Genomic DNA, 24,414 nt, shown 5'->3' with positions numbered 1-24,414 from the left:
AAAATGAGTGTGGGAGGCCGGTTTCCCGACCTCCCACAGGTTCACGCAGGTTGCAGGTTCAACAGCACTTGGGCCCGGACTTGCCACCGTAACGGGCTTCCTGGCGTTCGCGGAAGAACGCCTCGTAGCTCATTACCGGCTTGTCCGGGTGTTTGGCCTGCATATGCTCGACGTAATTGTCGTAGTCGGGCATGCCGACCATCAGGCGGGCTGCCTGCCCCAGGTATTTACCCAGTCGACCCAGGTCGTTGAACATCGCTGCAGCCCTCTTACGCGTCAGGCAGAGCCTGGAACGGGGTTTCTTTGTCGGTGCGCTCTTTGCGACCAAGGGCGGCGTAGCCGACTTTGATGGCGAAGAACAGCACGCTGAACACCACTACCAGGAACAGAATGGTCAGCCCGGCGTTGGTGTAGGCGTTGAAGATCACATGCTGCATCTGGTTGATGTCCTTGGCCGGAGCCAAGACTTGGCCGGCATCCAGTGCAGTGCTGTACTTCTTGGCCAGGGCCAGGAAGCCCACCGCCGGGTTCGGATCGAACAGCTTGATCAGGCCCGCGGCGGTGGTGCAGATCAGCAGCCAGGCTGCCGGTAGCAGGGTCACCCAGATGTAGCGCTCGCGCTTCATCTTGATCAGCACGACGGTGCCGAGCATCAGGGCAATACCGGCCAGCATCTGGTTGGAGATACCGAACAGCGGCCACAGGGTATTGATACCGCCCAGCGGGTCGATCACGCCCTGGTACAACAGGTAACCCCACAACGCCACGCAACCGGCGGTGCCGATCAGGTTGGCAGCCCACGATTCGGTGCGCTTGAGGGCCGGCACGAAGCTGCCCAGCAGGTCCTGCAGCATGAAGCGCCCGGCACGGGTACCTGCGTCCACCGCAGTGAGGATGAACAGCGCTTCGAAGAGGATCGCGAAGTGGTACCAGAAGGCCATGGTGTTCTCACCCGGCAGCACCTGATGCAAGATCTGCGCGATACCGACGGCCAGCGTCGGCGCACCACCGGCACGGGCCAGGATGGTGTGCTCGCCAATATCACGGGCCACGGCTTCCAGCTGGTCAGGGGTGATCATGAAGCCCCAGCTGCTGACTGTTTGCGCCACCGAAGCGGCGTCGGCGCCCACCACGGCGGCTGGGCTGTTCATGGCGAAGTACACACCCGGCTCGATCACCGAAGCGGCAACCATGGCCATGATGGCGACGAAAGACTCCATCAGCATGCCGCCGTAACCGATGTAGCGGGCGTTGGCTTCGTTATCCAACAGCTTGGGCGTGGTGCCCGAGGAGATCAGGGCATGGAAGCCCGATACCGCGCCACACGCGATGGTGATGAACAGGAACGGGAACAGCGTGCCCTTCCACACCGGGCCAGTGCCGTCGGTGAACTGGGTCAGAGCCGGCATCTTCAGCTCGGGCATGGTGACCAGAATGCCGATGGCCAAAGCGATGATGGTGCCGATCTTGAGGAAGGTCGACAGATAGTCACGCGGTGCCAGCACCAGCCAAACCGGCAGCACGGCAGCGACGAAGCCGTAGCCCACCAGCATCCAGGTGATCTGCACGCCGGTGAAGGTGAACGCCGGGCCCCATACTGGGTCGGCGGCGATCTGCCCCCCCAGCCAGATGGAAGCCAACAGCAGCACTACCCCGACTATCGAGATTTCGCCAATGCGGCCTGGGCGGATATAGCGCATGTAGACGCCCATGAACATCGCGATCGGGATGGTCGCCATCACCGTGAACATGCCCCATGGGCTCTCGGCCAGGGCCTTGACCACGATCAGCGCCAGCACCGCCAGGATGATGATCATGATCAGGAAGCAGCCGAACAGCGCAATGGTCCCTGGGATGCGGCCCATTTCCTCGCGCACCATGTCGCCTAGCGAGCGGCCATTGCGGCGGGTAGAGAGGAACAAGACCATGAAGTCCTGCACCGCACCGGCCAGTACCACACCAGCGATCAGCCACAGCGTACCGGGCAGATAGCCCATCTGCGCAGCGAGTACCGGGCCGACCAGTGGACCGGCGCCAGCGATGGCAGCGAAATGGTGACCGAAAAGGATGTGCTTGTTGGTTGGAACGTAGTCAAGACCATCGTTGTTGAGTACCGCAGGGGTCGCTCGACGAGGGTCCAGTTGCATCACCTTGGTGGCGATGAACAGGCTGTAGTACCGGTAGGCGACCAGGTAGATGGCCACAGCAGCGACCACGATCCACAAGGCATTGATCGCCTCGCCGCGGCGCAGGGCAACCACACCCAGCGCGCAGGCTCCTATGACTGCCAGCGCCAGCCACGGGATGTGGCGTAGCAGGCTATTATTGTTGTTCATGGTTTGCTTCCAGCTGGTGGATTGGAAAAGACCGCCTAGCGAGTCTAGGGCGTGTCATCGCGCATTGCCACACTTGCTTTGGTCTAGAGCCTCTGCGGCCAGATTGTGATACCTGATTTGTGTACATGATCCCTATAGTCAGCATGCACCTCGGAGGGCTTGCCCATGCAGCATCACGACGAACGACGCCGTTTTCTGCGCATCGACTTCGACGCACCGACCGAACTGCGCCAGGGCGACCGCCGTTGGCCGGTGAAACTGATCGATCTGTCGCTCAAAGGCTTGCTGGTCGAATGCCCGCAACCTTGGGATGCCGACCTCACTCAGGACTTCGACGCCATCATTCACCTCGACCCCCACAACCGAGTACAGATGCAGGTGGAACTGCGCCACGAAGAGCCTCGGCGGTTGGGCTTCGTGTGTTTGTACATCGACGTCGAATCCATGACTCACTTGCACCGTCTTGTGGAACTGAACCTGGCCGACAGCACCGAAATGATGCGTGAGCTGCGCGAACTTATCGAATAATGAAATCTCTTAGCTAGCTAACAGCCTCCCCACCCAGTGTTTCTTGTCTACCCAGACAGCTTTCTGCCTGGGTACAAGCTCTTTGTACACACCCCTCTAGCCCCGCTTTTCCTAAGTTGGTACGCGACCTGCATTGCTTTCTTGCACACATTGCCGGGCCGCTGTTCGCTCTCCGATCAAAATATTGTATACAATTTGTGTAGCAATCATTTGCGGGAACTGTCTACAGTAGCGCCACAACAATAAACAGAGAGCCTGCTCCATGACTACGTCCCCTAGCACGTCTCCCGCCAAGCGCCCTGAGGATGAATACCTCGGGCTTGGCGCCAATATGGCCTATGGTCTGCAGCATGTGCTGACCATGTATGGCGGGATCGTTGCGGTACCCCTGATCCTGGGCCAGGCCGCTGGCCTGAACGGTGCCGAAATCGGCATGCTGATCGCCGCCTCGCTGTTCGCTGGGGGCCTTGCGACGCTGCTGCAGACGCTGGGCATTCCGTTCTTCGGTTGCCAGTTACCGCTGGTTCAGGGCGTATCGTTCGCTGGCGTGGCCACAATGGGGGCTATCCTCAGCAGCGAGGGCGGCGGTGGGCTGCCAGGGGTGCTGGGCGCCGTCATGGCGGCATCGCTGATCGGCTTGCTGATCACCCCAGTGTTCTCGCGCATTACCAAGTTCTTCCCGCCGCTGGTGACCGGCATCGTCATCACCACCATCGGCCTGACCCTGATGCCGGTCGCGGCACGCTGGGTGATGGGCGGTAACAGCGCCTCACCGGAGTTCGGCAGCGTGGCGAACATCAGCCTGGCCGGCCTTACCTTCGCCATCGTGCTGGTGTTGAGCAAGCTGGGCAGTGCAACCATCTCGCGCCTGTCGATCCTGCTGGCGATGGTAGTCGGCACACTGATCGCCTGGGCCTTGGGCATGACCGATTTCAGCAAGGTCAGCGAAGGCCCGATGTTCGCCTTCCCTACGCCATTCCACTTCGGCATGCCGGAGTTCCACATCGCGGCGATCCTGTCGATGTGCATCGTGATCATGGTGACCTTGGTGGAAACCTCGGCCGACATTCTCGCGGTGGGTGAAATCATCGACACCAAGGTCGATTCCAAACGCCTGGGCAACGGCCTGCGTGCCGACATGGCGTCGAGCATTCTGGCGCCGATCTTCGGGTCGTTCACCCAAAGCGCCTTCGCCCAGAACGTCGGCCTGGTGGCAGTGACCGGCGTCAAGAGCCGCTACGTGGTCGCCACCGGTGGCGTGATCCTGGTAGTGCTGGGCCTGCTGCCGGTGATGGGCCGGGTGATCGCGGCGGTACCGGCCCCGGTACTGGGTGGCGCGGGCATCGTCCTGTTCGGCACCGTGGCAGCCAGTGGTATCCGCACCCTGTCCAAGGTCAACTACAAGAACAACGTCAACCTGATCATCGTCGCCGCCTCCCTGGGCTTTGGCATGATCCCGATCGCTGCACCCACCTTCTATCACCAGTTCCCCAACTGGTTCGAAACCATCTTCCACTCGGGTATCAGCTCGGCGGCAATCATGGCGATCCTGCTGAACCTGCTGTTCAACCACTTCAAGACGGGCAATTCGGAGAATCAGTCGGTGTTCGCCGCTGCCTACGAACGCACCATCCAGTATTCGGACATCTCGTGCCTGCGCGATGGTGACTTCTTCAAGGATGGCAAGTTGTTCGATGCCGATGGCAACGAAGTGCCGGTAATGGAGCTGGACGAGCACGGTAACCAGGCGCCCAGGCGCACGGCGGTTGCCGAACATTGAGCGCTGACTGAGCGTTGAGGTGGGGGGCCGATGCGCATCGTCGGCCCCTTTTTCATTTATTCGAACAAGGCATCCAGGGCCTGTTCCAGCCGGGTCACGGCGATTACCTGCAAACCTGCAGGCGGCTCCTTGGGCGCATTGCCCTTGGGCACGATGGCACGTTTGAAGCCATGCTTGGCCGCTTCTTTCAGGCGCTCCTGGCCACTGGGCACAGGCCGGACCTCCCCAGACAAACCAATCTCACCGAATACCAGCAGGCCGTGGGCCAAAGGCCGGTTACGCAGGCTGGACATCACCGCCGCGAGCAACGCCAGGTCCGAAGCCGTCTCCAGCACTTTCACCCCACCAACCACGTTGAGAAACACGTCCTGGTCATGGGTGGGTATACCCCCGTGGCGATGCAAGACAGCCAGCAACATGGCCAGCCGGTTCTGGTCAAGGCCGAGGGTGACCCGCCGAGGGTTGGCCAAGTGACTGTCATCGACCAGGGCCTGCACCTCTACCAGCATCGGCCGAGTCCCTTCCCAAGTGGCCATCACCACACTGCCGGGTACCTCTTCCTGGGTGCGATTGAGGAAAATCGCCGAAGGGTTCGACACCTCTTTCAGGCCGCGGTCGGTCATGCCGAATACGCCCAGCTCGTTGACTGCGCCGAAGCGGTTCTTGACCGCCCGCAACAGGCGCAGGCGGCCGTCGGACTCGCCTTCGAAATACAGCACGGTATCGACCATATGCTCGAGCACCCGCGGCCCGGCCAGCGAACCTTCCTTGGTGACATGGCCGACGAGGAAGATCGCCGTACCGCTCTGCTTGGCATAACGCACCAACAGCGCCGTGCTTTCACGCACCTGAGCCACCCCGCCGGGGGCGGACTGCAACTGCTCGGTGAAAATGGTCTGGATGGAGTCGATCACCATGACCCTGGGCTTTTCTACCCGAGCGGTGGCGATGATGGTTTCGATGCAGGTCTCGGTCATCACCTTGAGCTGGTCCTGGGGCAAGCCCAAGCGCCGTGAGCGCATGGCCACCTGCTGCTGCGACTCTTCACCGGTGACGTACAACGCCGGCATGCCAACCGCAATGTTGCATAACGTCTGCAGCAAGATGGTCGATTTACCAATGCCCGGGTCACCGCCAATCAGCACCACCGAACCATCGACCAGGCCGCCGCCGAGTACGCGGTCCAGTTCGGTGCTGCTGGTGGTGAAGCGCGGAATTTCTTCGACGCTGACTTCAGCCAAGGTCTTGATCTGGGCTTGTTGCCCGGTCCAGCCGGCACGGCCACTTGGGGCCGCAGCGCCGCCACTTTCGATCATGGTCTCGACCAGGGTGTTCCAGGCCCCGCAGTCGGCGCACTGGCCGGCCCACTTGGGGAAGGTCGCGCCGCACTCGGTGCAGCCATACAAACGCTTGGCCTTGGCCATTGGGCAGGGTCTCCTGGAAAAAACCGCCATCATAGCCGACGGTGATGTGTCTCGAACGGCTGCGGATGCGACAAAACTATTCGTTCTAACCGCAGTCACTACCCCTGAAGCCAACGCATGAAGGCATCAAGTGGCTTACACTGCGTTAACCTCACCATTTGTTACAAGGAATCAAACATGGGCATGCTCAGTGAGTTCAAGGCCTTCGCGGTCAAAGGAAATGTCGTCGACATGGCGGTCGGTATCATCATCGGCGCGGCCTTCGGCAAGATTGTCTCCTCGTTCGTTGGGGATGTGATCATGCCGCCACTGGGGCTGCTGATCGGCGGCGTCGATTTCAGCGACCTGGCGATTACCCTCAAGGCCGCCGAAGGTGACGTGCCAGCTGTGGTGCTGGCCTACGGTAAGTTCATCCAGACCGTGATCGACTTCCTGATCGTCGCCTTTGCGATCTTCATGGGCGTGAAGGTGATCAACCGTCTCAAGCGCGAAGAAGCCGTAGCGCCCAGCGCACCGCCGGCGCCCACGCCGCAGGAAACCCTGCTGAGCGAAATCCGCGACTTGCTCAAGGCGCAGAACCAGAACCGTCTGCCCTGAAAACAGCGGGGGCCGCGCTGCGGCCCCTGAATCTCACCAGTAGTTTTCCACCGCCACCTGCCCTGGCCGCCGGCTCAGGCTCAGTTGCAGGTCACGCGCCTTGAGCACCTTGCGCGTCTCGTCGATCATCTCTGGGTTGCCGCACAGCATGATGCGCGAATGCTCCGGAGAAAACGCAAGCCCCGCTGCCTTTTCCAACTCGCCGCTCTCGATCAGCGTAGTGATGCGCGCATTCAACGCGCCAGGGTGCTGCTCGCGGGTGACCACCGGAATGAACTGCAGTTTGCCAGTGAATTCCGCCAGGTAATCACGCTGCTCGAGCCCGGCAATTTCTTCAACGTACGCCAGCTCATTGGCTTCGCGCACCGAGTACACCAGCTTGATGTTGTCGAAGCGCTCCCAGGCCTCGAAGTCCTGCAGGATGGACATGAACGGCGCAATACCGGTACCGGTTGCCAGCAGCCACAGGTCGCGACCGCCGACGAAGCGGTCGAGCGTCAGGTAGCCGAACGCCTGACGGTCGATCATCAGCGTGTCGCCCTCGCCCAGGCGGCTCAGTTCGCTGGTGAACTCCCCGCCCGGCACCACGATGGAGAAGAAGTCCAGGTATTCGTCATGGGGGGCACTGACCATCGAATAGGCACGCCAGACCACGCTGCCATCGGCTTTGGTCACCCCAAGGCGGGCGAACTGGCCGGCGCGAAAGCGAAACCCTGGATCACGCGTTACCCGCAGGCTGAACAGGTTCGGCGTCAGCGGCTGAACGTTCAGCAGGGTCTGGTGGATAAACTTGTCGGCACTGGCGGTCATCACGGGCTCCATCGATAGCATGCGCCCAGTGTCGCGCAAAGCGGCGCCAATAAAAACCGCTGGAGTGTAGGGCTACCGATTGGCATTCGTCGGTTTTTTCATGAAACCAGCCCGTGAGTATAGAAAAAAGCCTAACGCGCTGCTGAGTCTTTTCCTACAATCTTTTCATGTGTCAACACCGGGACAGGATCCAAGGGAGAAGCAATGATGCTTCAATGGAACCATGAACATTTACACAGGCTGGTCAGCGAAAGTACCCCTCACAAGGTGTTTGACCTTGCGGTGCACCTGACTCAGGACATGGGCATGGAGTTCATAGGCCTCAGGGTTCGTATTCAACTCGCTGCACAATCCCCCCGGATCTACCTCTATAGCAATTACCCTGCGGACTGGATCGAATGCTGTCAGCGCGACGACTTCTACAAACAGGACGCCGCTGCAACCCAGAGCCATAGCTCGACCATGCCGGTAGTCTGGACCGACGACCTCTACCGCGAGGTGCCCCATTTTCGAGAGCTCGCCTGTGCACATGGCCTGCGACACGGTTGGACACAGTCGGTACACGACCCACAGCACAATGAAAGCCAGCTGAGCGTCTGCCGGCCGCTGGGTGAAGTCAGCATCAGCGAGCTGTACGACAAGGCGGGCAAGGTGCAGTGGTTGTGCCATACCCTGCATGCGATCATCAGCGAGTACCACCTGGCCAAGCTCAGTGCGCCGCTGAAGATGAGCGAGCGCGAAATCGAGGTGCTGAAGTGGTCGGCAGCCGGCAAAACTGCCGCCGATGTAGCCTGTATCCTTTCCCTATCGCAAAGCACAGTGAATTTTCACATTCGCAGCGTCATCACCAAGACCAACGCAGCCAACAAGGCCGGCGCCATCGCCATCGCCATGATGCGCGGCCTGATCGATCAATAGCCGGGCCTGCGGCCGCAGTCAAACCTCTGTAGAATCGCGCAGCAAAGCTCATGGCGAACCGCCCTGGGCAGATCCGTACCTGAGCCAGACGCCATGCCCCTGTTCACCACCCCCTATGCCGAACTCGACCTGATCCGCCAGCCGGACCAAGCCAATGACCCGTTGCAGGCCTTCGATGCCGCCGATCACTACCTGCTCGAGCAGCTGCATGCACAGAACCTGCAGGCTAGCAGCCGGGTGCTGGTACTCAACGACAGCTTCGGCGCACTGGCAGCTAGCCTGGCCGGGCAACTGACAGTGGTCAGCAGTGGCGATTCGCACCTGGCCCGCATGGCGCTGGAGAAGAACCTTGCCAATAATGGCAAGGCTTTCGACAGCGTGCCGTTCGTGCCAGCCAGCGCACAGTGGCAAGGCCCGTTCGATAGGGTGCTGGTGCGGGTGCCCAAGACCCTGGCGCTGCTCGAAGAACAATTGATCCGTTTGCAGGGCCATCTGGCCCCTGATGCCCAGGTAATGGCTGGCGCGATGATCAAGCACCTGCCGCGCGCCGCTGGTGATCTGATGGAAAAGTACATCGGGCCGGTACAGGCGTCGCTGGCGCAGAAAAAGGCCCGCCTGTTGACCGCCACGGTCGCTGACCGCCCAGTTTCCAAATCACCCTACCCAACTCGCTATCTGCTCGACGCGCCGGCACTGGAACTGCTCAACCATGCCAACGTGTTCTGCCGCGAGGGCCTGGACATCGGCACCCGCGCTTTCCTGCCGCACTTGCCGCGTAACCTTGGCAATGCCCGCGTGGCTGACCTGGGCTGCGGGAACGGTGTGCTGGCCATCTCCTGCGCCTTGGCCAACCCGGACGCGCAGTTCACCTTAGTGGACGAGTCGTACATGGCGGTGCAATCGGCGCAGGAGAACTGGCAAGCGGCGTTGGGTCAACGACCGGTAACGGTGTTGCCGGCAGACGGCCTGGCCGGGGTGGAAAAGCAGTCGCTGGATGTTGTGCTGTGCAATCCACCATTCCATCAACAACAGGTGGTGGGCGACTTCCTGGCCTGGCGCATGTTCCAGCAGGCGCGTGAGGCGCTGGTGGTGGGCGGTGCGTTGTACATCGTCGGCAACCGCCACTTGGGCTATCACAGCAAGCTGGCGCGGCTGTTCCGAGGTGTGGAACAGGTTGCAGCCACCCCGAAATTCGTGATTCTCAAAGCCCGCAAATAATGCAGCCGAGGCTCGCTGTGCTAGCGGCCTCGTGCTGCGAAAAGGGCACCACGCGCACTTGGGCTGTCAATGCGTGGTAAGCCCGGCTGCGGCCATGAACAGCCGCATCACCCAGGCCGCCAGGCCTAACGCGGCCACGCTCAACGCCCAGATCAGCACCAGCCAACCCAACCGCTGCCACAACGGTTTTTTATCTTGCAAGCCATGTTTAGCGCTCATCATGGGCCCCTCTAGTGGTAGCCGTCTGCGTGTGACACCTTGCCGCGGAACACGTAATAACTCCAGAAGGTGTACATCAGAATGAACGGCAGGATGAACAAGGTACCTACCAGCATGAAGCTCTGACTCTGCGGCGGTGCGGCAGCATCCCAGATACTGATCGAAGGCGGGATGATGTGCGGCCACAAGCTGATACCCAGGCCACTGTAGCCGAGGAAAATCAGTACCAGAGTCAGCAGGAACGGCGTGTAATGAGCTTTGCGCGCCACCGCCTTGAGCAGGCCGTAGAACGTCACCAGCACCAGCAATGGCACCGGCATGAACCACAGCAGGTTGGGCATGCTGAACCAGCGATCGGCGATCTGCGGATAAGCCATTGGCGTCCACAGGCTGACGATACCGATCACCGCCAGCAGCACCAGTGCCAGTGGCCGGGCGAGGTAGGTCATGCGCAGGTGCAGATCCCCCTCAGTCTTCATGATCAGCCAGGTGCAGCCCAGCAGCGTGTAGGCAACGATCAGGCCAAGGCCACAGAACAGGCTGAACGGCGTTAGCCAGTCCAGCGTCCCCCCGGCAAAATGCCGGTCGACCACCTTGAACCCTTCGAGAAAGGCCCCCAGTGCTACGCCCTGGAAGAAGGTGGCTACCAGGGACCCGCCGATGAACGCCTTGTCCCAGATATGGCGTTTTTCGTCGGTGGCCTTGAACCGGAACTCGAAGGCCACGCCGCGGAAAATCAACCCGATCAGCATCAGTATCAACGGCAGGTACAGCGCTTCGAGCACCACCGCATAGGCCATCGGGAAGGCGCCGAACAACCCGGCGCCGCCCAGCACCAACCAGGTTTCGTTGCCGTCCCATACGGGGGCGACGGTATTCATCATTACATCGCGGTCCTGCTCGCCCTTGACGAAGGGAAAGAGCATGCCGATACCCAGGTCGAAGCCGTCCATCACCACGTACATCATCACCCCGAAGATGATGATCACGGCCCAGATCAGCGGAAGGTCGATACCCATGGCTCAGTTCCCCTTGCTCAGGCTGGCAGTATTGGCCTCGTGGCCATCATCGGCGGCGGACAAAGGCCGTGCCGGCGTGCGTTTGGTGCCAGGGCCACCGGGGTTCTGCTCGTCACCTTCGCCAGTGCGCGGGCCTTTACGCACCAGGCGCATCATATAGCCCAGGCCTGTACCGAAGAGCGCGAAATACACCACCACGAAGGCAACCAAAGTGAAGCCAAGCTGTGCATAACTGTGGTTCGAAACCCCATCGGCGGTACGCAGCAACCCATAGACCACCCACGGTTGGCGACCGATCTCGGTGGTGAACCAGCCTGCCAGCAACGCAATCAACCCAGAGGGCCCCATCCACAGTGCCACGTACAGGAACGGGCGGGAGGTATAGAGCGTGCCGCGCTTGCGCAGCCACAGGCTCCATAGGCCGACGACGATCATCAGCAAGCCAAGGCCTACCATGACCCGGAACGACCAGAACACGATGGTCGAATTGGGCCGATCCTCAGGCGCGAACTCCTTCATCGCCGGTACTTGCTTGTCCAGGCTGTGGGTCAGAATCAAGCTGCCCAACGCCGGTATTTCAAGCTTGAAGTGTGTGGTTTCGGCTTTCATGTCCGGGATGCCGAACAAGATCAGCGGGGTCGGCTCACCAGGCACATTCTCCCAATGGCCTTCGATGGCGGCGATCTTCACCGGCTGGTGCTTGAGGGTGTTCAGGCCATGGAAGTCACCGATCACTGCCTGGATGGGTGCAACCACCAAAGCCATCCACATGGCCATCGACAGCATCTTGCGCAGCGCCGGGTTGTCACGCCCCCGTAACAGGTGCCATGCCGCTGAAGCACCGACGAAGAAGGCGGTGGAAACGAACGCGGCGGTGGCCATATGCATCAGCCGATAAGGGAACGATGGGTTGAATACCACTGCGAGCCAATCCACTGGCACCACCCGGCCATCGATGATCTCGTGGCCTTGCGGCGTCTGCATCCAGCTGTTGGAGGCCAGGATCCAGAAGGTCGATACCAGCGTACCCAGCGCCACCATGACCGTGGAAAAGAAGTGCAGGCCCCGGCCCACGCGGTTCCAGCCGAACAGCATCACACCAAGGAAGCCCGCCTCCAGGAAGAAAGCGGTCAGCACTTCGTAGGTCAGCAGTGGGCCGGTGACAGCACCGGCAAAGTCGGAGAAGCGGCTCCAGTTGGTGCCGAACTGATAAGCCATCACCAGGCCGGATACCACGCCCATGCCAAAGTTGACGGCGAAGATCTTCGACCAGAAATGATAGAGGTCTCGGTAAACCTGGTTGTTGGTTCGCAACCACAAACCCTCGAGAACCGCCAGGTAGCTGGCAAGGCCGATGGTGATGGCCGGGAACAGAATGTGGAACGACACGGTAAAGGCAAACTGCATTCGGGCGAGTTCTAAGGCCTCTATTCCGAACATGGTGCTTCCTCTTCAGATAATCCGGCGTGCAGGCTCGTGGCCCTATCGCCCACTGCCCCTACGGTTGTCGAGTGCGGTAAGTTGAATTTGTTCGGTTCGATCGTAGGGATTGCGGCCCGAGGGCCTTTGGTTGCATCTGGAACGATTGATCCAGGTCAACCTTCGTTACAAAGCATAGCCCTCAATAGCGCGCATGGCGGTGCGGTGGTTTGCCGCGTGGCCGGTTGCCTCACCCTCTTCCTCAAAGCCTGGAAACATGCCGATCACGGCAAACAGTAACTGATTGTTACAATCAGATGATACGCTGCGCTCTCCCCACTACGCCGAGCCCGACAGGTTGCCGATGCCCGATTCAGCGCCGCAGTTGTTGCGTCATCACCGCCCTTTCATCGCCTTCTGGCTGGCTCGCGTGTTCACGGCTAGTGGCTTTCAAATGCTCACGGTGGCCATCGGCTGGCACCTCTACCAGCTCACTGGCAATGTGCTCGACCTTGGGCTCGTCGGCCTGGTGGAGTTCGCGCCACGAGTGCTGTTCATGCTGCATACCGGGCACGTAGCCGATCGATACGACCGACGTAGGGTCGCGGCGCTGTGCCAGAGTTTGCAGGGGCTGATCGCCCTGGCATTGGCCGTGGGCAGTGCTACAGACAACGTCAGCCGTGAACTGATTTTCGCCCTGGCGTTCCTGCTCGGTGCCACCCGCTCGTTCGAGATGCCGGCGACCCAGGCATTGCTGCCCAATGTCGTGCCGCCAGGGTTGTTTCCACGGGCAGTGGCTGCCTCGGCCTCGGCGACCCAGGCAGCGACCATCGTCGCCCCGGCCGTGGGCGGCTTTTTGTATGCATTCGGCAGCATCTGGGTATATGGCCCTACCGTTGCCCTGTACGCCTTTGCCTGCCTGTTGATGTTGACCCTGAATTCGCGCCAGCAGGTGCCTCAGCGTGGCCGCGCCAGCATTGAGTCACTCCTGGCGGGCATCCGTTTCATCCGCAGCCGGCCTGACATCCTCGGCGCCATTTCGCTGGATCTGTTCGCCGTGCTGCTCGGTGGCGCCACCGCACTGCTGCCAGTGTTCGCCAAGGACATCCTGCTGACTGGCCCGTGGGGCCTGGGCCTGCTGCGCTCGGCGCCAGCGGTGGGGGCACTGCTGATGTCGCTGTGGCTGGCGCGCTTTCCAGTGGAGCGCAAGGTGGGCCGCACCATGTTTACCGCCGTTGGGGTATTCGGCGTAGCAACCATCGCCTTTGGCCTATCGACCTCGTTCTGGTTCTCGCTGGCGGTGCTGGTGGTTCTGGGCGCTGCAGACATGATCAGCATGGTCATCCGTGGCGCCTTCGTGCAGTTGGAGACGCCGGACGAGATGCGCGGGCGGGTAAGCGCAGTCAATGGCCTGTTTATCGGTGCATCCAACCAGTTGGGTGAGTTCGAGTCCGGGGTAACGGCGCACTGGTTCGGCACCGTGCCAGCGGTGATACTGGGGGGCGTGGGCACCTTGGTGGTGACCGGGGTGTGGATAAAGTTGTTCCCGACCCTGGCCAACCGCGATCGCTTGCACAGCGATTGAGCGTGCCCGGCTACAGATGATCCATTCCCCAACGGCCATAGGCCCTTGCCGAGCATGCTGGTATGATGCGCGGCTTTTTTGCGCCCCACACAAAACCACGGCATCGGCTACGGTCTGTGCTTTGCTGATGGGGTCGATACATTCACGGCGCTAGGGCGCCCTGGGAGCGGGCATGCTGGAAAGGCTGTTTCAACTAAGAGCACACAACACCAACGTGCGCACCGAGATTCTTGCGGGCGTCACCACCTTCCTGGCCATGGCCTACATCCTGTTCGTCAACCCGAGCATCCTCGGCGAGACCGGCATGGACAAAGGCGCGATCTTTGTCGCCACGTGCCTGGCGGCCGCCATCGGCTCGACCACCATGGGGCTGATCGCCAACTACCCGATCGCTCTGGCGCCGGGCATGGGCCTGAACGCATTCTTCACCTACACCGTGGTGCTGCACATGGGCCACACCTGGCAGGTGGCACTGGGGGCGGTGTTTCTCTCGGCGGTGATGTTCTTCCTGTTGTCGATTTTTCGCATACGCGAGTGGATCGTTAACAGCATTCCACTGCCCCTGCGCTCAGCGATCGCCGCAGGTATCGGGCTGTTTCTGGCGCTCATTGCCCTGCACAATGCGGGCATCGTCGTCGATAACCCGGCAACCCTGGTTGGCCTGGGCGACCTCAAGCAGCCGGCACCCATTCTGGCGACTCTGGGCTTTTTCCTGATCGTCGGCCTTGAGTCGCTGAAAGTGCGTGGTGCGGTGTTGATCGGCATTCTGGCCGTGACCATCGCCGCGATCTTGATGGGTGTAACGCCGTTCGGCGGCGTGGTTTCGATGCCGCCCTCACTGGCGCCGACCTTCCTGCAGCTGGACATCAAGGGCGCCCTGGACGTGGGCCTGGTCAGCGTGATTTTTGCCTTCTTGTTCGTCGACCTGTTCGACAACTCCGGAACCTTGATCGGCGTGGCCAAGCGTGCCGGCCTGATGGGCAAGGACGGCCACATGCCGAAGATGGGCCGTGCTCTGATCGCCGACAGCACCGCCGCCATGGCCGGGTCCCTGCTGGGCACCTCGACCACCACCAGCTACATCGAATCCGCTGCTGGCGTGAGCGCTGGGGGCCGCACTGGCCTTACCGCCATCGTGGTCGCCATTCTGTTCCTGCTGGCGCTGTTCTTCGCCCCGCTGGCCGGTAGCGTACCGGCCTTCGCAACGGCCCCAGCGCTGCTGTTCGTTGCCGTGCTGATGGCCTCGGGCCTGGCGGAGATCAACTGGGACGACGTCACCGAGGCCGCCCCGGTGGTAGTGACCGCCCTGGCCATGCCGCTGACCTATTCGATCGCCAACGGCATCGCTTTCGGCTTCATCGCCTGGACTGCCGTGAAGCTGATCTCTGGCCGCCACCGCGACCTGAACCCAGCCCTGGTGATCCTCTCCATCCTGTTCGTCATCAAGCTGGGCTGGTTCAACGCATGAGTGCTGCCTTCGATCCCACCGTCTACGACACCCAGCTCCAGGGCAAAGTCGCCCGACTGCGTGAGTTGCTGGCGCCGTTCGGCGCACCGGAGCCGGCCGTTTTCGACTCGCCCCGCGAGCATTACCGCCTGCGCGCAGAATTTCGCCTGTGGCGCGAGGACGGCCAGCGTCACTACGCGATGTTCGCACCAGGCGAAAAGCACAAGGCAATCCTGATCGACGATTTCCCCATCGCCAGCCAGCGCATCAACGCACTGATGCCAAGGCTCAAGGCTGCCTGGCAAGCCAGCGAGGCGCTGAGTAACCGCCTGTTCCAGGTCGAGTTCCTCACTACCCTGGCCGGCGATGCCATGGTCACCCTGTGCTACCACCGCCCACTGGACGAAGCCTGGGAAGTAGCCGCTCGCCAGCTGGCCGATGACCTAGGGGTGAGCCTGATCGGCCGCTCCAAGGGCAAGCGCCTGGTCATAGGCCGCGACTATGCGGTGGAACAGCTTGAGGTCGCCGGGCGCGTGTTCAGTTACCGCCAACCGGAAGGCGCGTTCACCCAGCCCAACGGCGCGGTGAACCAGAAGATGCTGAGCTGGGCCTTCGAGGCCATGGGCGAGCGTGATGATGATTTGCTGGAGCTGTATTGCGGCAACGGCAACTTCACTCTGCCGCTGGCCACTCGCGTTCGCCAGGTACTGGCCACCGAAATCAGCAAGACGTCGGTCAACGCCGCACTGAGCAACCTTGACGAAAACGCTGTGGATAACGTGAAGCTGGTGCGCCTGTCGGCAGAAGAGCTGACCCAAGCGCTCAATGGTGTGCGCCCGTTCCGCCGCCTGGAAGGGATCGACCTTGCAAGCTACGACTTCGGCACCGTGTTCGTCGACCCGCCACGGGCAGGCATGGACCCAGATACCTGTGAGCTGACCCGCCGCTTCGAAAGGATCCTGTACATTTCGTGCAACCCTGAAACCCTGGCGGCAAACATCGCGCAGTTGCAGGACACCCACCGCATCGAGCGGTGTGCGTTGTTCGACCAGTTCCCGTATACCCACCACATGGAAAGCGGTGTGCTGCTGGTGCGGCGCTGACCGATGAAACGTTGAGGGCCCTTCAGGGCCCCCAACCATCATTCAGAAGTCGAAGAAGACGGTCTCCCCTTCTCCCTGAATACGGATATCGAAGCGATACGCCGTCTTGCCATCTACCTCGCAACGCTTGGCCACCAGCGTCTCACGGCGCTGGGGCTGCTCGATCAGGTTGAGCACTGGGCACTTGGCGTTGGCTTCGGCCTCATCGTCGAAGTACAAGCGCGTGTGCAAGTGTATGTTGATCCCGCGAGCGAACAGGCTGATGTTGATGTGCGGTGCCATCGGCACGCCTGCGGCATTGTTCACCACACCCGGCTTGACCGTCTGCACGGTCCACTCACCGGCATCGAAGGTGGTGGCGGTGCGGCCGAAGCTGTTGAAGGCGTTTTCCAGGCTGTAAGCATCCTGGTATTGGCCGCTGGCGTCGGCTTGCCACAGTTCCAGGAACGAATCGCGCACCAGGTGACCATTGCCGTCGTAGACATGGCCAATCAGCAGAATGTGCTCACCCGCGGCGTCGGGCTTGGCCATCTGGTTCCAGATTTCCTGGTCACGGGTCGGGTTGCCAGCCGCTTCCAGGGCCAGGCCGATGTGCACGTAAGGGCCGGCGGTCTGCGAGGGGGTTTCCGGCAGCAGTTCGATAGGCATGACGGGGTCCTCAGCAGTTTTCGAAGTGGGTCTTGCGCTGGCCGCGCAGCACGATGTCGAAGCGGTACGCCAGGCAGTCCATCGGGTTGGCGCTGCTCATGTCGAGTTTGGCGATCAACTGCTGTACGGCTTGGGGGTTGGCGATCGACTTGACGATCGGGCACATCGGGATCAGCGGATCGCCCTCGAAGTACAACTGAGTGATCAGCTTGGTGGCGATCGATGGGCCGCTGATGGCGAAGTGAATGTGCGCCGGGCGCCAATCGTTCGGGCCATTGCGCCATGGGTATGGGCCCGGCTTGATGGTACGGAAGCTGTAGTAGCCATCACGGTCGGTCAGGCAGCGACCGACGCCACCAAAGTTTGGGTCCAATGGGGCCAGGTAACGGTCGTTCTTGTGACGATAGCGGCCGCCGGCGTTGGCCTGCCACATTTCTACCAGCGTATTGGCAACCGGTTTGCCATATTGGTCGACCACACGGCCGGCGACGATGATGCGCTCACCGATCGGCAGGCCGCCATTGTTGAAGTTCAGCAGCAGGTCGTGGTCGTGGGCACCGAAGCCCAGATGTGAAAAGTCCGGGCCGGTGGTTTCGCTGATCGACTGTGGAATGCTAACCAGTGCCTGGCGCGGCGAGCGGGCGATGGACGTCTTGTAGTCGGGCGTCAGTGCCTTTGGGTGCCAATTGCGATCACGGATCACGAAGCGGCTGTTGTCCTGGGCGGGCATGCCGGATTCCTCTCTTGGAATTATGAAAACGCCTGTACACGGCAGGCGGACTTGCAGTTTCTGATAGGTGAGCCCAGATGAATATTGAAATCAGCCGCCCCATACATAACCAAATGGTTATGCATTAGTGACTTGGCTCCAACTGATCTATTCTTTGTCCCCATGTTTCAAGCTCTGGAGAGCACTTCATGGAATGGCGAAAAGGCCGGCGCAGCGACAATGTGGTCGATGCTCGGGGCGAAGGCGGTGGCGGCGGCGGTATGCGCTTTGGCGGCGGCAAAGGGTTGGGGCTGGGGGCGATACTGTTGATCGTCGGCATCGGCTGGCTGACCGGCCAGGACCCGCTGCAGATTCTTGGCCAGCTCACAGGGCAAATGGAGCAACAGCAGCACCAGGCCGCACCTAGCGGGGCCGGTGGCAAAGCGCCGCCTGCCAATGACGAGCAGGCGCAATTCGTCGCCTCGATCCTGGGTGACACCGAGGACACTTGGAAAGCCTTGTTCGCTCAGGCCGGCAAACAATACCGCGACCCTAAGCTGGTTCTGTTCAGCGGGCAGGTCAATTCTGCCTGCGGCTTTGCTTCAGCAGCCGTCGGGCCGTTCTACTGTCCAGCGGACCAACGGGTATACCTGGACATGTCGTTCTTCCGTGAAATGGAGACTCGCTTCGCTGCAGCCGGTGATTTTGCTCAGGCCTACGTCATCGCACACGAAATCGGCCACCATGTGCAAACCCTCTTGGGCGTCTCGGCCAAAGTCGATGCTGCGCGGCGCAGCGGCCAACGCATGGAGGGTGACAACGGCCTGCTGGTGCGCCAGGAATTGCAGGCAGACTGCCTGGCTGGGGTGTGGGCGTACCAGGCCCAGAAGCGGCTGAACTGGCTCGAACCCGGGGATGTCGACGAGGCCCTCAACGCCGCCAATGCCATTGGCGATGACCGGCTGCAACAGCAGGGCCAGGGCCGCGTGGTGCCCGACTCGTTCACCCATGGCACCTCGGCGCAGCGCGTGCGTTGGTTCAAAACCGGGTTCGCCCAGGGCGATGTCAACAGCTGCGATACCTTCAGCGCACGCAACCTCTAAGAGGTGGGGCCGCCGCCTGTCGGCCCCGACTCGAAATCAACTGAAAAAGCGATTCAGCTTTACCCTCCGCGTGCCGATAACCCCTGCACGATTCAGCAGGCCCCAGAACAACAACGCCCTGCGATCGAAGATCAAGTGAGCGTATGAATTTTCTGGAGAGCGTGCATGAATAGCTGGTTTGCCAATATCAGCGTCAACCTTAAACTCGGCCTAGGCTTTGGCCTGGTGCTGGTTCTTACCGGCCTACTGGCCTTGACCGGCTGGACCAGCCTGGGCAGCCTGATCGACCGCAGCAACTGGATGGGCGACATCGGCCAGCTCAACAAGGACCTGACCGACCTGCGCGTAGCGCGCCTGCAATACATGATCGCCAACGGCGATGATGCTGCTGCTGCCAACACCCAAGCCAAACTGGATGTGTTCAGCAAACAGCAGGCTTACCTGGCAACCACCTTCACAAGCCCAGCCAACGTCGAACTCCTCAAGGCGCTGGGGCAGACCATCAGCGAGTACAAGGTATCGCTGAGCAAGATGCGCGCCGGCTACGACAGCTCGCTGGCGGCCCGCAAGGCCATGGATGTGTCGGCTACCCGGGCCGATGAGGCCATGGATGCCCTTAGCCAAGAGGTGATGTCGCGCCCCGAAGCGGACAGCGTACGCCTGGCTCAGTATCAGCTGATCAGCAAGGCGCGCCAGCAACTGCTGCAGGTGCGCATCGATGTGCGTGGCTACATCGCCGAGAACACGGCCAGCAACGAGCAAGCCGCCCTGCGGCAGTTGGAAGGCTCGCTGGCCAACGTCGAGACGCTCAAGCTTCAGCTGCCCGCCGAAGGGGCTCGTGTGCAGCAGTTCGAACAGGCCGTGTTGGCGTACCGCGATGCCGTGCGCCAGTTCCGTGATGCGGTCGCAGCGATCACGGTGGCCCGTGCGGAAATGACGGTTCAGGGCGCCGACATCGTCAAGCGCAGTGACGCGCTGTACCAAATCCAGCTTGAGCGCCGCGACGCCGAAAGCGCACAGGCACGCAGCCTGCAGATCATCGCCACGCTGCTGGCATTGTTGGCGGGGGTCATTGCTGCAGTGGTCATCACCCGGCAGATCACCCGCCCGTTGCGCGATACCCTGCAAGCTGTGGAGCGCATTGCCGGTGGCGACCTGACCCATGAACTGCGAGTCACTCGTCGTGACGAGCTGGGAGCCCTGCAACAAGGCATCGCGCGCATGGGCACGACCCTGCGCGAGCTGATCAGTGGCATCCGCGACGGCGTCACTCAGATCGCCAGTGCCGCCGAAGAGCTGTCGGCGGTGACCGAACAGACCAGCGCCGGCGCCAACAGCCAGAAGGTCGAAACCGACCAGGTCGCCACCGCCATGCATGAAATGGCCGCCACTGTTCAGGAAGTGGCGCGCAACGCAGAGCAAGCCTCGCAGGCGGCCACCGGTGCCGATGGCGAGGCCCGTGCTGGTGACCGTGTGGTCGGTGAGGCCATCAGCCAGATCGAACGCTTGGCTGAGGAAGTGCACCGTTCAACCGAGGCCATGAACCTGCTGCAGCAGGAAAGCCAGAAGATCGGCAGCGTGATGGATGTGATCAAGTCGGTCGCCGAGCAGACCAACCTGCTGGCGCTCAACGCCGCGATCGAAGCCGCTCGTGCCGGTGAGGCCGGCCGCGGGTTCGCAGTAGTGGCCGACGAAGTGCGCGGCCTGGCCCAGCGCACGCAAAAGTCCACCGAAGAGATCGAAGAGTTGGTCGCTGGCCTGCAGCATGGTACCCAGCAAGTGGCCAATGCCATGCAGGGCAGCCGGACACTGACCGACAGCAGCGTGGAACTGGCGCGCAAAGCTGGGGCATCGCTGGAGAACATCACCAGCACGGTGTCGAGCATCCAGTCGATGAACCAGCAGATTGCCGCGGCGGCCGAGCAGCAGAGCGCCGTGGCCGAGGAAATCAGCCGCAGCATCCTCAATGTGCGGGATGTGTCGGAACAGACTGCGGCGGCCAGTGATGAGACCGCGGCGTCCAGCGTCGAGCTGGCGCGCCTGGGTGGTCACTTGCAGATGCTGGTCAGCCAGTTCCGCGTCTGACCTTCAGATCGCTTTCGCGGGGTTACCCGCGAAAGCATCAAAGCAGCTCACCCAGCGTTACTTGACGATCATCCCCACCCCACGCCCACGCGGGTCCGAGGCCGTTTCAAGCTGCGCCCCGTTGACCCGAATGGCCTGGATGTCCCCCATCTCCCAGCCCTGATCCTCCAGGACATAACCCATCTTCTTCAGCTCATCAGCTACTGCGCCGGTCAGCGGTGCATAGCTGTCGAAATAGATGGTGTCCTTGGGCAGCAATTGATGGTGCACACGCTGCGCCGCCACGGCCTTTTGCAGCGGCATGCCATAGTCATACAGGTTGTTCATGACCTGGAAGATAGAGGTGAAGATGCGTGAGCCCCCTGGGGTGCCGATCACCAGCTCAACCTTGCCGTCACGGGTCATCAGGCTTGGGCTCATCGACGAGAGCATGCGTTTGCCCGGCGCAATGGCGTTGGCGTCACCGCCCACGACGCCAAAAGCGTTGGCAGCCCCAGGCTTGGCGCTGAAGTCGTCCATTTCGTCGTTGAGCAGGAAGCCCGCGCCTTTGACCACTACGCCACTGCCGTAATCGAGGTTGAGGGTATAGGTATTGCTGACAGCGTTGCCCTGCTTGTCGACGATCGAGAAATGCGTGGTTTGGTGCGGCTCCAAACCGGGCTTGACCTCGTCAGTCGCAGAGATGGCTTTGGGGTTGACCTGTGCAGCGCGCTTGGCCAGATAGTCCTTAGCCACCAGTTGGTTCACTGGGACTTTACTGAAGGCCGGGTCGCCGAGATAGTCGGCACGGTCGGCGAATACCCGCTTCTCGATCTCCGCTAGCAGGTGAATGTACTGCGCAGAGTTGTGCGCCACGCCTTTGAAGTCTGCCGCTCGGTCTTCCTTGATGCCCAGCAACTGAGCCAACGCTACACCGCCAGAACTGGGCGGAGGGGCTGTGTACACCACATTGCCGCGCCAGCTGATGGCGATCGGGTCGCGCCATACGGCCTTGTAGTCCATGAGGTCTTGTTTGGTGATCAGGCCTTTGTCAGCCTGCATCTGCGCCACCAGCAGGTCAGCAGTCTTGCCTTGGTAGAACTCACTCACGCCTTTATCGGCGATGCGTTCCAAGGTCTGGGCCATCTCCGGCTGCTTGAACAACTCCCCAACTTTCATGTTGCCGAAATAATCGTTGAAGTTGGTCGCCGTCTTGAACATGCCTTGGGCATCGTTGCGGTACTGGTACTGCTTTTCTGCAACCTTGAAACCATTCTTCGCATAGCCGATGGCCGGCGTCAGCAGCTCGCTCCAAGGCAACTTGCCGAACTTGTGGTGAGCCTCCCACAGCCCCATCACCGTACCGGGCACACCCGCTGCGCGCGCGCCCACCAGGCTCAGGTTCTCGATCACCTCGCCTTTGTCGTCCAGGTACATATTGCGCGTGGCTGCCTTGGGCGCCACTTCGCGGTAGTCGAGGAAGTAAGGTTTGCCGTCGACGAACAGGGTCATGAAACCGCCACCACCGATGTTACCTGCTTCGGGGTAGGTCACCGCCAGCGTGAAGGCAGTGGCCACGGCTGCATCCACCGCGTTGCCACCTTTCTTGAGAATGTCGGCGGCTACCTGTGCGCCATATTGATCGGGCGCAGCAACCGCACCGCCTTCCAGGGTAGCGGCATAGGTAGAGGAACAGCTCAGGATCGCGGCTGCCAGAGCCAGGTACTGAAACGGGACAATACGCATGACACTTCCTTGGTGTTGTTTTTGTCGAGCACTCAGTAAGGCCGAAGCGCTCGAACTGTGCAATCGGGCGCAGGAAGTTTCGCCGCCTTCGGGCAGGATATGTCGCGTTCAGGCAACTCAGCAGGCGTACATCGCCAACTTGCGCTGAATGAAGTCCAGGAAGCACTGGATACGCAGGGCCAACTGCGTATTGCGGTAATACACCGCGTGGATCGGTTGACGATAGCCATTGCTGGCCTCGCTGAGCAGTACCTTGAGGCGGCCAGTGCGGATGTCTTCATGGGTCATGAAGTGCGACAAGGCGACGATCCCTTCCCCGTCCAGTGCAAGCTGGCGCAGGGTTTCGCCGCTGGAGGCGAGCAAGGCCGGGCGGATGCTCCACCGATCACCTTGGGCATGACGCAACGGCCACTGGTTGAGCGTCTCTGGTTGGCTGAAGCCCAGCAGGCAATGGTTGCTCAGGTCCTCGACGGTCTGTGGGGTGCCATGCCGCTGCAAGTAGTCAGGGCTTGCCAATACCTGCACAGGGCTGCAGCCAAGCGAGCGCGCATGCAGGCTGGAGTCAGCCAGTTCACCGATACGGATGGCCACGTCGGTACGCTGCTCCAGCAGGTCGATAATCAGGTCGTCGGTGTTCAGTTCCAGTTCGATGCCGGGGTACTGGCGACGAAACTCACCGATCCAGGGCAGGATGGCATGCAGCATGAACGGTGCAGCGGCGTTGATGCGCAGCCGCCCTGAGGGAGTCTGGTGATGCATCGACAGGCGCTCTTCCATCTCGTCCATCTGCTCCAGTACCCGGCGCGAACGCTCGAGGAAGAAGCGGCCCTCTTCGGTGAGGTCCATCCGCCGTGTGGTGCGGTTGACCAGGGTGGTGCCGAGCTTGGCCTCAAGGCGCGACAACGTGCGGCTGACGGCAGACGGGGTCTGGCCCATCTGCTCGGCAGCAGCGGAGATCGAACCGCAGTCGATCACAGCGACGAATACCTGAAGTTCTTCTGAGCGGGTCTTCACTTGAGCGCCTGTAGGTGAACCATGCAGCGATTAGATAGCCTTGCCGAACACGTTGTCCAGATGCGCTTCATACGCCGCCAACGCTGCCGGTACATCCGGGCGCTTCATCACATCCACCGCCAGGAAGGTCGCAAGGCCGGTCATGCCCAGGAACTGGTTGGCCTTGTGGAACGGGAAGTACACCGCATCCACACCTTTGCCTTCGAAGAAATCGCTAGGGTCGTCGAATGCCTGCTGCGGCGCATTCCAGGTCAGCGACAGCATGTACTGCTTGCCCTGCAGCAAACCACCGCTACCGTACTTTTGCGAGTGGTCGGAACGGGTACGGCCGTCGTTGGCATAAAGGCTACCGTGGCCGGCGGTGAAAACTTCGTCGATGTACTTTTTCACGATCCACGGCGCGCCCATCCACCAGCCCGGCATCTGGTAGATGATCACATCGGCCCAGAGGAATTTTTGCACTTCGGTCTGGACGTCATAGCCACCGTCGATGAACGTCTGCTGTACATCGAAACCGGCACTGTCCAGGTGGGCCAGCGCGGCGTCGTGCAGGGTCTGATTGAGACGGCCGTCGGAGTGGGCGAACTGTTTGCCGCCGTTGAGCAGTAGGATATTTTTCATGCTGGGCCTCGGGTCATAAAGGAATGACCGGCACATTAATGGCCCGCGAGCGCGGGATACAGCAGGCGCGCGGCAAAATACAATTGATCTGAAGTCAACAATTCAA

22 protein-coding genes are annotated in these 24,414 nt (G+C 61.2%); 10 read left to right on the top strand and 12 right to left on the bottom strand.

What is annotated here, in order from left to right:
- Positions 1-58: 58 nt before the first annotated feature.
- Both ACK59H_RS04435 and ACK59H_RS04430 read right to left on the bottom strand, forming a co-directional pair.
- Positions 59-256, bottom strand: a complete 198-nt coding sequence (locus tag ACK59H_RS04435) for a YbdD/YjiX family protein (protein ID WP_027918412.1) — start codon at positions 254-256, stop codon at positions 59-61.
- A gap of 13 nt (positions 257-269) precedes the next feature.
- Entirely contained in the window at positions 270-2,336 is a 2,067-nt protein-coding gene (locus tag ACK59H_RS04430) for a carbon starvation CstA family protein (RefSeq protein WP_060478514.1), read from the bottom strand.
- A 165-nt stretch (positions 2,337-2,501) separates the two neighbouring features.
- Here ACK59H_RS04430 and ACK59H_RS04425 point away from each other — a divergent pair, with 165 nt between their 5' ends.
- Both ACK59H_RS04425 and ACK59H_RS04420 read left to right on the top strand, forming a co-directional pair.
- Positions 2,502-2,864 (top strand): PilZ domain-containing protein, encoded by a 363-nt coding sequence (locus ACK59H_RS04425; RefSeq protein WP_060478513.1) that lies wholly within the window; start codon positions 2,502-2,504, stop codon positions 2,862-2,864.
- Positions 2,865-3,126: 262 nt separating this feature from the next.
- The gene (locus tag ACK59H_RS04420; RefSeq protein ID WP_409264272.1) at positions 3,127-4,644 is read left to right on the top strand and encodes a nucleobase:cation symporter-2 family protein; all 1,518 of its coding nucleotides are present in this window, start codon (positions 3,127-3,129) and stop codon (positions 4,642-4,644) included.
- A 56-nt stretch (positions 4,645-4,700) separates the two neighbouring features.
- Here ACK59H_RS04420 and radA read toward each other — a convergent pair whose 3' ends face one another.
- A complete protein-coding gene (radA, locus tag ACK59H_RS04415; protein WP_054887132.1) occupies positions 4,701-6,068 on the bottom strand; it encodes a DNA repair protein RadA in 1,368 nt (455 codons plus the stop codon).
- A gap of 177 nt (positions 6,069-6,245) precedes the next feature.
- Between radA and mscL the strand changes: the two genes are divergently transcribed.
- Complete coding sequence (mscL, locus tag ACK59H_RS04410; RefSeq protein WP_060478511.1) at positions 6,246-6,665, top strand: large-conductance mechanosensitive channel protein MscL; 420 nt, start codon at positions 6,246-6,248, stop codon at positions 6,663-6,665.
- Between the two features lie 33 nt (positions 6,666-6,698).
- On the opposite strand, the gene ACK59H_RS04405 is transcribed toward mscL, so the two are convergent.
- Positions 6,699-7,475, bottom strand: coding sequence for a ferredoxin--NADP reductase (locus ACK59H_RS04405; protein ID WP_060478510.1), 777 nt, complete (start codon positions 7,473-7,475; stop codon positions 6,699-6,701).
- A gap of 207 nt (positions 7,476-7,682) precedes the next feature.
- On the opposite strand from ACK59H_RS04405, the gene ACK59H_RS04400 reads away from it, so the two are divergent.
- On the top strand, positions 7,683-8,393 hold the full coding sequence (locus ACK59H_RS04400) for an autoinducer binding domain-containing protein (RefSeq protein ID WP_060478547.1): 711 nt from the start codon (positions 7,683-7,685) through the stop codon (positions 8,391-8,393).
- A gap of 93 nt (positions 8,394-8,486) precedes the next feature.
- Positions 8,487-9,611 carry a methyltransferase gene (locus ACK59H_RS04395; RefSeq protein WP_060478509.1) on the top strand — a complete coding sequence of 375 codons (1,125 nt, stop codon included), beginning with the start codon at positions 8,487-8,489 and terminating at the stop codon, positions 9,609-9,611.
- Between the two features lie 66 nt (positions 9,612-9,677).
- On the opposite strand, the gene ACK59H_RS04390 is transcribed toward ACK59H_RS04395, so the two are convergent.
- The 3 genes from ACK59H_RS04390 to ACK59H_RS04380 are packed head-to-tail and all read right to left on the bottom strand — an operon-like array spanning position 9,678 to position 12,289.
- A complete protein-coding gene (locus ACK59H_RS04390) occupies positions 9,678-9,833 on the bottom strand; it encodes a DUF2474 domain-containing protein (RefSeq protein ID WP_060478508.1) in 156 nt (51 codons plus the stop codon).
- Positions 9,834-9,841: 8 nt separating this feature from the next.
- The gene (gene cydB / locus ACK59H_RS04385) at positions 9,842-10,849 is read right to left on the bottom strand and encodes a cytochrome d ubiquinol oxidase subunit II (protein ID WP_060478507.1); all 1,008 of its coding nucleotides are present in this window, start codon (positions 10,847-10,849) and stop codon (positions 9,842-9,844) included.
- A 3-nt stretch (positions 10,850-10,852) separates the two neighbouring features.
- Positions 10,853-12,289 (bottom strand): cytochrome ubiquinol oxidase subunit I, encoded by a 1,437-nt coding sequence (locus tag ACK59H_RS04380; protein WP_060478506.1) that lies wholly within the window; start codon positions 12,287-12,289, stop codon positions 10,853-10,855.
- A gap of 343 nt (positions 12,290-12,632) precedes the next feature.
- On the opposite strand from ACK59H_RS04380, the gene ACK59H_RS04375 reads away from it, so the two are divergent.
- From ACK59H_RS04375 to trmA, 3 genes are all read left to right on the top strand, one after another.
- Positions 12,633-13,853 carry an MFS transporter gene (locus ACK59H_RS04375; protein WP_060478505.1) on the top strand — a complete coding sequence of 407 codons (1,221 nt, stop codon included), beginning with the start codon at positions 12,633-12,635 and terminating at the stop codon, positions 13,851-13,853.
- A gap of 172 nt (positions 13,854-14,025) precedes the next feature.
- On the top strand, positions 14,026-15,321 hold the full coding sequence (locus ACK59H_RS04370) for an NCS2 family permease (protein ID WP_060478504.1): 1,296 nt from the start codon (positions 14,026-14,028) through the stop codon (positions 15,319-15,321).
- The gene (trmA, locus tag ACK59H_RS04365) at positions 15,318-16,403 is read left to right on the top strand and encodes a tRNA (uridine(54)-C5)-methyltransferase TrmA (protein WP_060478503.1); all 1,086 of its coding nucleotides are present in this window, start codon (positions 15,318-15,320) and stop codon (positions 16,401-16,403) included. Before ACK59H_RS04370 ends, trmA begins: the two co-directional genes overlap by 4 nt.
- A gap of 42 nt (positions 16,404-16,445) precedes the next feature.
- Here the strand turns inward: trmA and pcaG are convergent, their stop codons facing one another.
- Both pcaG and pcaH read right to left on the bottom strand, forming a co-directional pair.
- Positions 16,446-17,051 carry a protocatechuate 3,4-dioxygenase subunit alpha gene (gene pcaG, locus ACK59H_RS04360; RefSeq protein ID WP_060478502.1) on the bottom strand — a complete coding sequence of 202 codons (606 nt, stop codon included), beginning with the start codon at positions 17,049-17,051 and terminating at the stop codon, positions 16,446-16,448.
- A 10-nt stretch (positions 17,052-17,061) separates the two neighbouring features.
- Positions 17,062-17,781, bottom strand: a complete 720-nt coding sequence (gene pcaH / locus ACK59H_RS04355; RefSeq protein ID WP_060478501.1) for a protocatechuate 3,4-dioxygenase subunit beta — start codon at positions 17,779-17,781, stop codon at positions 17,062-17,064.
- Between the two features lie 188 nt (positions 17,782-17,969).
- Here pcaH and ACK59H_RS04350 point away from each other — a divergent pair, with 188 nt between their 5' ends.
- Together ACK59H_RS04350 and ACK59H_RS04345 are read left to right on the top strand one after the other, a co-directional pair.
- Positions 17,970-18,863, top strand: coding sequence for a neutral zinc metallopeptidase (locus ACK59H_RS04350; protein WP_060478500.1), 894 nt, complete (start codon positions 17,970-17,972; stop codon positions 18,861-18,863).
- A gap of 165 nt (positions 18,864-19,028) precedes the next feature.
- Positions 19,029-20,948, top strand: a complete 1,920-nt coding sequence (locus ACK59H_RS04345) for a methyl-accepting chemotaxis protein (protein ID WP_261744780.1) — start codon at positions 19,029-19,031, stop codon at positions 20,946-20,948.
- Between the two features lie 57 nt (positions 20,949-21,005).
- Here the strand turns inward: ACK59H_RS04345 and ggt are convergent, their stop codons facing one another.
- From ggt to ACK59H_RS04330, 3 genes are all read right to left on the bottom strand, one after another.
- Entirely contained in the window at positions 21,006-22,673 is a 1,668-nt protein-coding gene (gene ggt / locus ACK59H_RS04340) for a gamma-glutamyltransferase (protein WP_060478498.1), read from the bottom strand.
- Between the two features lie 117 nt (positions 22,674-22,790).
- Positions 22,791-23,687 carry a LysR family transcriptional regulator gene (locus tag ACK59H_RS04335; protein WP_060478497.1) on the bottom strand — a complete coding sequence of 299 codons (897 nt, stop codon included), beginning with the start codon at positions 23,685-23,687 and terminating at the stop codon, positions 22,791-22,793.
- A 30-nt stretch (positions 23,688-23,717) separates the two neighbouring features.
- The gene (locus tag ACK59H_RS04330) at positions 23,718-24,308 is read right to left on the bottom strand and encodes an NAD(P)H-dependent oxidoreductase (RefSeq protein ID WP_060478496.1); all 591 of its coding nucleotides are present in this window, start codon (positions 24,306-24,308) and stop codon (positions 23,718-23,720) included.
- Positions 24,309-24,414: the final 106 nt, after the last annotated feature.

This window comes from Pseudomonas sp. KCJK9000 (assembly GCF_046230725.1).
In the GTDB taxonomy this organism is placed as follows: Bacteria; Pseudomonadota; Gammaproteobacteria; order Pseudomonadales; family Pseudomonadaceae; genus Aquipseudomonas; species Aquipseudomonas promysalinigenes.
The sequence above is the reverse complement of the archived record's forward strand: the minus strand, read 5'-3'. Positions and strand labels throughout refer to the sequence as shown.